The sequence below is a fragment of the Wukongibacter baidiensis genome (assembly GCF_050888315.1).
Classification (GTDB): Bacteria; Bacillota; Clostridia; order Peptostreptococcales; family Caminicellaceae; genus Wukongibacter; species Wukongibacter baidiensis.
This window is the reverse complement of the sequence record NZ_CP138202.1, coordinates 4,718,813-4,730,512: the sequence shown is the minus strand read 5'-3', so window position 1 is coordinate 4,730,512 and position 11,700 is coordinate 4,718,813. Positions and strand designations below refer to the sequence as shown.

8 protein-coding genes are annotated in these 11,700 nt (G+C 32.8%); 1 reads left to right on the top strand and 7 read right to left on the bottom strand.

From position 1 onward, the window contains the following. Positions 1–61: 61 nt before the first annotated feature. From R9X47_RS21360 to R9X47_RS21335, 6 genes are all read right to left on the bottom strand, one after another. Positions 62–1,717 carry a M20/M25/M40 family metallo-hydrolase gene (locus tag R9X47_RS21360; RefSeq protein ID WP_432663110.1) on the bottom strand — a complete coding sequence of 552 codons (1,656 nt, stop codon included), beginning with the start codon at positions 1,715–1,717 and terminating at the stop codon, positions 62–64. Positions 1,718–1,957: 240 nt separating this feature from the next. Then, positions 1,958–3,133: an AfsR/SARP family transcriptional regulator gene (locus R9X47_RS21355; RefSeq protein ID WP_432663109.1), complete on the bottom strand. Its 1,176-nt coding sequence runs from the start codon at positions 3,131–3,133 to the stop codon at positions 1,958–1,960. A gap of 1 nt (position 3,134) precedes the next feature. After that, on the bottom strand, positions 3,135–4,670 hold the full coding sequence (locus tag R9X47_RS21350) for an amidohydrolase (RefSeq protein WP_432663108.1): 1,536 nt from the start codon (positions 4,668–4,670) through the stop codon (positions 3,135–3,137). A 301-nt stretch (positions 4,671–4,971) separates the two neighbouring features. Continuing rightward, on the bottom strand, positions 4,972–5,841 hold the full coding sequence (locus R9X47_RS21345; RefSeq protein ID WP_432663107.1) for a DMT family transporter: 870 nt from the start codon (positions 5,839–5,841) through the stop codon (positions 4,972–4,974). A 148-nt stretch (positions 5,842–5,989) separates the two neighbouring features. Further along, on the bottom strand, positions 5,990–7,153 hold the full coding sequence (locus R9X47_RS21340; protein WP_432663106.1) for an aminotransferase class V-fold PLP-dependent enzyme: 1,164 nt from the start codon (positions 7,151–7,153) through the stop codon (positions 5,990–5,992). A 16-nt stretch (positions 7,154–7,169) separates the two neighbouring features. Next, entirely contained in the window at positions 7,170–8,222 is a 1,053-nt protein-coding gene (locus R9X47_RS21335) for an ornithine cyclodeaminase family protein (RefSeq protein ID WP_432663105.1), read from the bottom strand. A 121-nt stretch (positions 8,223–8,343) separates the two neighbouring features. On the opposite strand from R9X47_RS21335, the gene R9X47_RS21330 reads away from it, so the two are divergent. Then, the gene (locus tag R9X47_RS21330) at positions 8,344–9,849 is read left to right on the top strand and encodes a sigma-54 interaction domain-containing protein (RefSeq protein ID WP_432663104.1); all 1,506 of its coding nucleotides are present in this window, start codon (positions 8,344–8,346) and stop codon (positions 9,847–9,849) included. 66 nt (positions 9,850–9,915) lie between these two features. Here the strand turns inward: R9X47_RS21330 and nhaC are convergent, their stop codons facing one another. Continuing rightward, positions 9,916–11,334 carry a Na+/H+ antiporter NhaC gene (gene nhaC, locus R9X47_RS21325; protein WP_432663103.1) on the bottom strand — a complete coding sequence of 473 codons (1,419 nt, stop codon included), beginning with the start codon at positions 11,332–11,334 and terminating at the stop codon, positions 9,916–9,918. Between the last annotated feature and the right edge of the window lie 366 nt (positions 11,335–11,700).

The following is an 11,700-nucleotide window of genomic DNA, read 5'->3' as shown; positions in this document are numbered from 1 at the left end:
TTCGCCCTTTTTCTGTTTCTTGCTTTTTGTTCTCTTATCTATGACTCCAATTTATGCTTTCTCATTTAAGCTGTTGTTTCACAAAGTACTCCATTAATTGTGGTATACGATTGAAAACATCAAGTTTTGAAACACGTTCAGTTACCTTATGCAAATCTTTTCCCCATGGTCCAAAATTAACAAGTTCCATTTTAAGCTCCTTTAATTGTTCAAGTGGTATATGATATAATTCTCCCCATCCAGGTGTATTACTTTCAATTGATGAGATTTCTGCGTCTCCCATTAAAAATGATGTGTAACTAAAATCAGATATACCCATAAAATAATTTCGCTTTTTAAATTCTACTCCCCATTTTTCAGTAGTGAAATTGTTGATTATTGAATTAAATGCTTCAGATACGTTATTTCTTAGGTCAAGGTTACACACATGTGGGTAAAGCGGTCCAGAAAAAGCAATTACTATGATTGGTTCTTGATCAGGTAAGTAGGAAATAGTTTTTTCTATGATTGCAATCGTAGCATCCTGTAAGGTTATTTCTCCAGATTTTATGGCACTCTTCAGCTTCATCGTATGATCTTTAATACCACAAATAAATGATTTTCCTAGCTGTTCTGAAAGCATTTGATACAATTCTTGATAGGCAAGCACTCTCGGAATGAATTCAGGTGATTCTATTGAATATTGACTGATGTTAACTGCTGATTGATATGACTTTTTTACATGTTCTGTACAATAAAGAAAAGAATCATAACAAATATCCTTAACTTTTTTCAAAACCTCTGATGGTGGTGTTGTTAATGTTAATACACTGAAATAGCCTACTGCTGCTTCAGGTAGAGAAGCGTCATAATTCAACTTTTGATCACGGTAGTAAACCCATGTTGGTGGCGGTGAAATTTCGCCTTCAACACAATCGGAAAATTTTAAATTAACCTCAATATCCATATGAATCCTAGAAAGTAAGAATGTTGGATTCAAGCCGGAATATACCTCACCTATATGAGACTTCTTTCCGCGGGCAAATATAACAGGCATAACTTTCCCTACAGAACCCTCATAATATATTGGTGCCTCATTCTCTTTTTTGATATATGGTTCGGAGTTAATAGCACATTTATAATCTAGTTGATAATTTGATTTCAAGTTACTTAGGATTTTAACGGCTTCCCTCATCCCAGCAGATAGATTTTCTTCATCACATACTGAAACAAACAAAATATTTCCTTTTAGTTTCTCTTCACGTGAGAGTTTTGATAAAAGCCACATTTGAATGGCTATCCCTGATTTCATGTCTGCTGTACCTCGACCGAAAATCCAGTCATCATTTTGTAGATCTTCTAATACCTCTTTTGTTAATTTGCGTTCCATTAATTTTTCTCTAAGGGCTTTAGGTTTAAGAGCAATCGACTTTAAGTCATCATATTCTTCTATATCAATTGCATCATGATGGTTCATTAGGATTATAGTCTCTTCACTAGTACCCTTTAGTAAGGCCCAAATAACAGAACGTCCAAATGGATCATCTGGTATTAGAGTGCGACCTAGTAAGTTTTCATGCATTTTAAAGTATGATAAATCTGATAACCAAGAATAGATAAATTCTGAAATATCATTTTCTTTTACTGAGCTAGTATCACTTTGAATTTCAACGAGTTGACCGAATAATTTTTCGATTTTTGCTGCATCCTCTTTTGTAAATGATGTATGAAGTTCCATATTTACCTCCTTTTACGATAATTAGTCACCATGGCTTATATTTATTATATTAACTTTCATTTTTTCGATCGTAGTTAGCTGTGTGTGTTTTTAGAAAATTCAATCAAAAAAATCTTTTTTGATCCAAATTAAAAATACACGTTGGTTTAATTTACCAAAGTGTATTTTTTATTATTGCTTTTTAATTGTATAAGATTGATACTCTATTATTATAAAGTAGTTGATAACGAAAGTTATAAGCTATTTTAATATTAAGATTCCGTTATCTTCTAAGTTCATTTGCATGTTAACTGCATTAATTAAATCTTTTGAAGATGTATCCGCATCTGAATGACCCTCTATTATTACTTTTACAGATTGTGAATTTCTGATGGCTTGAAACAGTGACATCAATCCATAGTAAATGCCAATATCCTGTTTAACTGATAACTTGTTTTCGTTCTCTATGACAATATGCTCATCTATTTCAGGGTATATGGGACGTAACAATAATAAGTTTTTTCTATCCTTGACAGGTATGACATTTAAATCAATATAGTGAATAAGCTGTTCAATAAGACGACTAACCAATTCATATTCAATAAATGATTGTCCACGAATTTTTATGATATGTGTAGCATGATGATTAAGATTCTGTTTCTTTTCAAAATTTGAAAGCTTATCATCAGGTTGAGTTGAATCGTTGCTTATAATACTCAAATATTTATTCTGTATGTCCTGATTAGGGTCAATATTTAATTCATTTCTTAAGGCAGACTGACATTGCATATAATAACTAATAGCTTCTACACGATTATTTGCAAGTAAGCGATTTTCCATTAGCTTTAAATAAGTGTCCTCATGCAGTGGGTTAATTAAAAGTAAGTTTTTATAATATTTTAGAGATGTATCAAAATCTCTTTGATTTAAAAAGATGTCCCCTACATAGGTCGTCATTTCAAAATACATTTTTTGATAATATTGTCTCTGATTCATAATCCACTCATTAATCACCGATGCATGAGGATAGTACTCACCATCCATAAAATCATCGGAATATACTTGAAGTACTCTTTCTATTTCTTTAAGTTCTAATGTTGTAAGGTTTGAGGAGCAAGATTCTAGATCTATTGCATCTACATAAACTTCAAATTCTTCACTAATACTGCAAACATCTTTTTTTGTTGTTATTATTTTCATTTGATCCTCTAAACGATTAATCTTCCAAATGGTATGTCTAAGATTATAACGTGCCGATTTCAAATCGTTTAGTTCCCAAAAATAACTGGCTAGTCGTTCCCTTGATAGTAATCTATTTCTATTTAGTCCTAGATAGATTAATAAGCCAATAGCCTTTTGACTTAGAAAATCATTCATACATTTATCATCAAATTGTATTGTAGGAACTCCAAAGGTTTTTATTGAAAGTTTACGCATCTTAAACCTCCAGTCTTTGGTACAAAACTTTACCTTCTTTTATCGTCATCAATATCTGAGTATCCTTTAGTAAAGCCTGATCTATCTCAAATGGGTTTTGATCGATAATAATAAAATCAGCATATTTATTGATCTCTATACTCCCCTTAATACTATCTTGAAAAATTGCATATGCAGCATCAATTGTGAACATTTTTAATGCCTGCTTTAAAGTTGTTTTTCGCTTTAAGTTACTTTCATTTACAAGAACATGTATACTAGAGAATGGATGCATGTCAGTTATATCACTGTCAGACCCCCCTGCAATTTTAACTCCCATATCTAAAATTTCTCTAAATGGATTATTAGATTCTAATCGTATTTCACCTAGTCTCACACCATATGCAGCTTCTTTATGCGACCAATATAATGGGGCATTTGGAACCATTGATGCAATGATATTTAAATCCGACATACGTCTAATAGCCCTTTTAGAAGGCAACTCAAAATGTTCAATTCTATGTCTATGATTCCTCTTCGGATAAAGTGTTAATGCATTTTCAAAGGCATCTAAAGCAAGATCGATAGCTCGATCTCCTACAGCGTGAATGGCAATCTGAAAATCCATTTTATGAGCTCTTAGAACAAATTCTTTGATACTCTGCTCCGAATAATACAAGGAACCATAATTTGCATCTTCATCACAATAAGGTATAGAAACGGCTGCTGTTCTAGAGCCTATAGAACCATCTAGAAAGATACATCCCACTCTAGATATGCCCATCCTTTTTAGTTTTTCCAAATCTATTGTTTGATAAAATAGAACAACATCTATCGGCATTTCATTTTGATGTTCATATATGAAATCACCATCACTGTCGCAAAAAGCAAAGCCAGCCTCTATTGCATTCACAGTAGTGACACCATATTCCAATGCATGTTGAATCGCTAAGGATACACCTTTGTTTCGATGTTCGTCTGTCATTGCACTATAAAATTTATTTCTTATATAGGCATTGGCTCTATCATAAATGACCCCCGTAGGTTTCCCATTCTCTTCGTGGACCCCTGGCATATTAAATGGTACTTTCAATTGAGATAAAGCATATGAATTAACTAAACTAGTATGCATCTCTACCCGATTTATCCAGATCGGATGGTCAGGAAAATGCCTATCTAGTTCATAACGTGTTGGAAACCTCTTCTCTTTTAAGTTAAATTCGTCAAATTTAACCCCTCTAATCAATTGTCCATTAGGTATTGTCTTTGCCCTATCCCTAAGGGCATTAAATATATCATCAAAACATTTCGCTTGTGATAAATCAACCGCTAGTTTATTGATCCCCGTCTGTATTAAATATACATGAGAATCAATAAAGCTCGGTAAAATTGTTCTACCCTTTAAATCCAAAGGTTTATTACAAAATTCTTGATAACGCATGTAGCCATCATATACGCCTGCATCTTTAATTAGGCCATCTTTAATATAGATCCAGTTATATATTGAGTCATATTGATCTAATGAAATGATATTGCCATTAAAAATCAAATCATACATAATATCTCTCCACCCTAGCTTTCAAATATATACTTTAATACTTTCTATTATATATAATAACCCGTTATTTAATCGTGTAATATGTAACACTATTCAAATTTTAATTACTAATCTTTTAGAACCTACACCTAGAAAAGTATAAAAGCCTATAACTCTCCATTCAGCAAATAAGCTTATTGGATAAGGTATAGACTTCATATCTATTACTCATATTAAATCTCAGTTTTTCATAGAAAATCTACTGTATCAAATGTTTTATTATAACACTCTCATGTCACCATTTAATCACTCTGCCAATTCGCTAACCTACCTCATGTAGTTTAAATTTCTTATAAATGCTTTCAATATTTAACGATAGAAATATTACAAGTGCACCAACAAACTCCTTTGGAGTTAAAATTTCTCCCGCAACAAAGTATGCAATTATTGCAGCAAAAACAGGTTCTGCAGTGAATAGTAGCGAAATACGTTCTTCACCAACAACCTTTTGTATATATATTTGAACCATATAAGGAATTGCTGTACAGAATATACTTAGTATCATCATAGGTATCCAAAAGGATGAGTCAGTATATATTTCTAAAGGCTCAAAAGCTATTGAAAATGTAATACTAATCAAAGATAGAAACCCGAATTGTAATGTACCAATAAGAAGATTTTTACCTAATGAAGAAACTTTACCTACAACAATAATATGCAGTCCAAAAAAAGCTGCCGCTATCAACATTAGAAAATCACCTAGATTTATAGTAAGATCATAATTCAAAGTTAATAAACCAATACCTATAATATTGGCAAAACATATAAACAAGGTAATTTTATTTAATTTTTTACCTTTAGTAAAAAGTAGAATCAATGGAACAAATATCACAATAAGACTATTTATGAATGCAGCTTTCGTGGCAGTTGTATACTTAAGTCCTATAGTTTGAAATAAATAAGCCAAATAGAGAATAGTACCTAGTTTGGCACTAGACTTAATAACTTCACGATCTATATTTCGAAACTTTCTAATACTGAAAACCGAAACAATTATAAACGCAATTACAAAACGGTAGCTTATTAGGTTAAAAGCAGAAACACTTTCAACAACGGTTTTAGTTAATATAAAAGAAGCACTCCAAACTATAACATTGATTAAAAAGATTATTTCATAATATAGATGATTCATTATAATCACATCCTTCTATACTATAAATAACAATGGGGGTGTCTCATAAAGATCACTTATGAGACACCCCCATTGAATGGATAGTATTATTCGTAAATGACTAAGCTAAAATCAAAACCAAACAAGTGGTTGACAAAACTTAAATACTCTATTTCTTCAAATCAAATAATATTCTTTCAAGTGTCTTTATAGCGCTATCGATATCCTCTTCGTTATTGAAGAAATGGCATGAGAATCTTGTTCCATTAAAACGTGGAGAAACTATTACATTTCGCTTATTTAATTCACGTGCAACTTCTTCTCCATCATAACCCGGGAAACGAGCTAGAACTGATCCTGTTCTTCTATTCTCTTCACGAGGAGAAAGTATTGTAGCTCCTATATCATCTAATCTAGTCATCAGATAATTACTTGTTTTTATTGCTTGCTTAAATATTTGATCAATTCCTAAGTCCAGAATATAATTAATAGATTCACCTAATGCGTATCCTGCTGAATAGCTCATTGTACTATATTCATATCCTCGAAGTCCATCATTATACTCATAACGCGTTGCATCAAAAATATATGGATCTTTCATTGATCTCCAACCTACAAACACAGGCTCAATGGCTTCTTTTAAATTATCACTAATATATAAAACAGCAGCACCAAAAGGTCCACATAACCACTTATATCCTCCAGATACCAATGCATCAACATTTGTCTCTTTTACATCTATAGGAACAATACCCGCTGATTGTGTTGCATCTATGATACACTTTGCTCCCTTAGCATGGCAAGCAGCAGCAAGTTCTTTAAGATCAACTCTTAGACCATTTGAGTATTGAGCATGTCCCACGCACACAATTGATGTTTCATCATCTATATTACTAACGATTTCCTCAAGCAATAAATCAGCTGGACGATCTTTAACAGTAATAAATCGAACCTCTGCATTTGTTTCTTTAGCAATACGTACCCAAGGTGTAACCCCAGATGGAAATTCAATGTCAATTACAACGATATTTCCCTTTGGTCTAAGTGCCCATGCAACTTGGCATAACCCTTCAGTCGCACTTGAAATAATAGCAATATTTTCTTCAGAACAATTAAGTAGTCTAGAAGCTGAATTTCTAGTATTTTCAACAGATGCTATTTCAGCCTCTTCGTCAAAACTTACAGTTCCAGCATAAGCGATTTTATTCATAAAGGCTTTCAGAGAGTCTTGAACCGGATTTGGCATAATGGATATTGACGAAGAATTTAAATAAGTATATTCTTCTAAAGCAGGAAAATCTTTTCTAATTTTATTAATATCAAATGTTTTCATATATGTTCCCTCCGATTTATAATTTATATTTTGGTAAGTTGTCTTTTTCTGCAAGATCTAGAAGATGCTTAGCAACTATAAGATCTTGTAGAGCTAAACCAGTAGTATCAAACACAGTAATTTCATCCTCTGAAGTTCGCGCTGGTTGTTCTCCCAAAATTATATTACCAATTTCACTGTGAATGTCCTCTGGAGAAATAACGCCTTTTTTAATCGGAACTTCAGTTTCTCCAATACTTGTTGCTTGATGCATATCGTCTACAACGATTTTTGCATCACTGAAAATATTTTCATCAATCTCTTGTTTTCCTTCCATATCTGCGCCCACACAATTTATATGAACTCCTTTTTTTATCCAATCCTTTTGTAGAAGTGGACTTCTTGCTGGTGTAACAGTAACTATAATATCCGCAACTTCAGCAGCAGATCTCAAATCCTCAACGGCTTCATATTTAACATCGGTTTTCTTAATTAGGGATTCATAGTTCTCGCTTGACGAGTACTTATTGAAGATTTCTTCTATAAGTCTTTCACGAACTCCAGATGCAAATGCTTCGGCACTTTCCTTATTGAGCGGATCATAAATAAGTACTTTTTTCAAATTATCCATTACAAGAAGATTTCCAGCTAAGTTATAAAATGCCTGATTTCCTGAGCCAATAATCAAAAGTGTCTCTGAATCTTTACGTGCAAGATACTTTGAACCAATAGCTCCTGCTGCTCCAGTTCTCAAGCCTGTTATAGACCTAGAGTCTAATAACCCAAGTAACTGTCCATTTAAAGAATTAAAAATCATCATAGTCCCAGATAAACGTGGTAAGTTAAAAGCATCATTATCTTCCATGTAGGTAAGAGCTTTCAATCCAAAAACGTTTACCTCTCCACCAAAGCAACCGGATTTAATATCCATATCTTTTTTTCCAACCACCCAATCGTGGGTTATCACTGGAAAAAGTAAAGCTTCATTTTGAGACTTTAACAAATATGCTTTTTCTACCTGTGAAATAACGGAAAGCATATCTAAAGACTCTTTAACTCTGTCATTACTAATCAAATAAAAATCGAACATGCTAAACCTCCATTCTAAAATGTATTCATATATTAATAAAGCAATTACTGTGCCAACTCAATTATTTTTGATATAATACTATTAATCGAAGTTATCATTAAGTCGTATGAGGAGGATTAAGATGCCGCAAGAAAGTATTAAACAACTTTTAGCTAATTATGACTTAGAAAATAATACTGGAATAATTAATCTGCTTGAGGACTTAAATGAAGGTGTAATGATTGTAGATAGAGATTTTAACATTATTTATTATAGTGAGAATATGGAGGAAATTGAATCTTTGGATGCCTCTAGTGTAGTAGGTAAAAACTTTTTTGATGTCTTTCCCGACAAATCTATACAGAACAGTACTATTTATCAATGTATCAAAGAAGGAAAGAAAGTCGTTGATAAAATTGAAAAGTACTTCACATATAAAGGAAATCCTGTTTCTGTAATTAATACAACAATTCCATTGCTGAAAGATGGAGAAATAATTGCGGCACTAGATATTAATAGGGACCTGAATAATCTAGGTAAGTTAATTAGCGGTAATGGTGGCAAATCCATTGATAAAATGGACAAAAAAGTTAAAAACATTGCTTCTATAGGGTTAAATGATAGAATAAAACGCTATTCTTTTAATCAGATATTAACTCAAGATAAAAAAATGTTAAGTGTTATTGAACATGGTAAAAGAGCTGCTAAACAAGATTCTCCCGTATTATTAGTTGGTGAAACTGGAACGGGAAAAGAATTATTTGCTCAAAGTATACACTATGATGGTATACGTAGTAGCGAGCCTTTTATTGCCTTGAATTGTGCAGCTTTGCCTTCTGATTTAATGGAAGGAATCCTCTTTGGTACAACTAAGGGGAGTTTTACAGGAGCTATTGACCGTTCTGGACTATTCGAACAAGCCGACCGAGGAACATTGTTATTAGATGAAATTAATTCTATGGATATCCGACTCCAAGCAAAGTTACTGAGAGTTCTTCAAGAAGGTACCTTTAGAAGAATTGGGGGAAAGAAAGAAATAAAAACCGATGTACGCATAATTGCTACTACAAACCATGATTTATTAGAGCTAATTAACGAAAATAAATTTAGACTAGATTTATTCTACAGATTAAGTGTTATAACGATTCAAATTCCTTCCCTTAAGGAAAGGAAAATGGACATCGATTTTCTTACCCTTCATTTTGTAGATGCTATTTCTCAGAAATTTGATAAACGCAATGTAGAAATTGACTATAGAGTTGTGGAGCTATTTAGACAGTATAAATGGCCTGGAAATATAAGAGAGTTGAAAAATGTAATAGAAGGGGCATTATGCCTAATGGATAACGAGTCTGGAATTGGCTTAGACAATTTACCCAAATATATTCTTCAGTCAGTCGAGAAAACAGCTGAAGAATATATTTTAAGTAATTTGAATGAGCAAAATAAATACAGTGGTACGTCTAAAACACTTCATGATCAATTAGCTGAATACGAAAAGAAGATAATTGCAGATGCTATTGTAGCGGCAAATAACAATATCACAAAGGCTGCTGAAGCCCTTGGATTGAGTAGACAATCTCTTCAATATCGTATGAAAAGGCTGAAAATAGATAAACATAATTTCATGACTTATTATAAAAAATAAAAGGGAGTGTCTCATGAGAAAACCTTATGAGACAGCCCCTTTTATTTTGATCTCTATATTTAGATATTAGTTAGTTAGTTTTTTTTCAGAAGAATCTTTTCCTGGCACATCTGGAGTTACCTTTTCAATACTTATACCTAAGTATCCATAAATAACTGATACAATAGGGTTAAGTAGATTTAGAAAGGCATATGGTAAGTATGCAAATGGATGGATTCCAATAACTCCGCTTACATATGCACCACAGGTATTCCATGGAATAAGAACAGAAGTAAGTGTTCCAGCGTCTTCTAAACATCTAGATAAATTTTTCAGATGAAGGCCTCTTTTTTCATACTCTTCTTTGTACATACGTCCTGGTAAAACTATTGCTAGATATTGGTCACCTGCTATAACATTAACTCCTATAGAAGTAGCTATTGTAGCAAGAATTAATGATCCATTGCTTTTTGCATTTCTAAGAAGTGCTGCGGTTATTGTATGAAGCATTCCTGACTTATCTAAAGCACCACCTAGCATCATTGCACATATAATCATTCCTATTGTATAATACATAGATCTGATTCCGCCTTTTGAAAGTAGGCTGTCAACATATTCAATACCTGTTGCTGAATGGTAACCATCATAGGCTACGTTAAGAAGTGAAGTAAGTGAGGCTCCTTGGAATACCATTGCAAATATCCCACCAACAATCACACCTGCAAATAGACTTGGTAGCGGTGGAACCTTCCTCATAACTAATACAACTACAATTATTGGGCAAACCAGAAGCAAAAGGTTAATATTAAACTTTTCACCAATTGTGGCAATTAACGCATCAAAGTTAGCACCACCAGCTTCAGCTGTTGAATATTTTAAACCCATAACAGTATAGATAATCGCTACTATTACATAACTTGTACCAGTGGTATAAGCCATATGGCGAATATGATCAAATAATGATACTCCAGTAACAGCTGGTGCAAGATTAGTTGTTTCTGATAAAGGAGACATTTTGTCACCAAAGTAAGATCCTGAAATAATAGCTCCTGCAGTAACTGCTGGTGGAATACCTAGTCCACCACCAACTCCTAGAAGTGCAATACCAATTGTTGCAATAACTGTCCATGAACTTCCAGTTGCAACAGATACAACGGAGCAAGTGAATAATGCTGAAACCAAGAAGAATTTTGGGCTAATTATTTTTAAACCATAATATATTAGTGTAGGAACAATACCAGCTTGAATCCATATACCTACAATCATACCAATTATAACAATAAAGATAACGGCTGCCATTGTTCGTGAGATCATATCAACCATGCCATCTTCAAGCTCTTGCCACTTAACTCCTGAGTGCATAGCCAATGCACAAACTACAGCAGTCGTCAGTACCAGTGGAACATGAACCCATCCCTCGGCTACTACAACAGTATAGTATAAAGAAACTGCAAGAAATAAAATAGCGAATAAAACCTTACCCATACTCATTTTCTTTACTTCCATAAAAACTCCTCCTTAAAGTAATTTAAAATAATTTCGAGCTATAAAATAACTCACCTCCTTATAATCGACCTTTTAATTTTGTCAAAACTTAAACCGAATACATAGATTTATAATTGTACAAACAATTATATATGTCGCATATATTAATTACGCAAAAAGAGTACCAACTTAAATTTTCAGAAATATGTACAAATTCCTTATATAGAACGCAAAATTACTATTCAAAAAGCAAAAAAATTTTGCGTATAGCAAAATTTTTCATTTCATTTTTCCAATTGTCTGTCTAATATTAATTTTCTTGGGAGATTTTTATTGTAATCTCATAAATAACGATAAAAGAAGGACTACGATTATTCCTCTTATAAT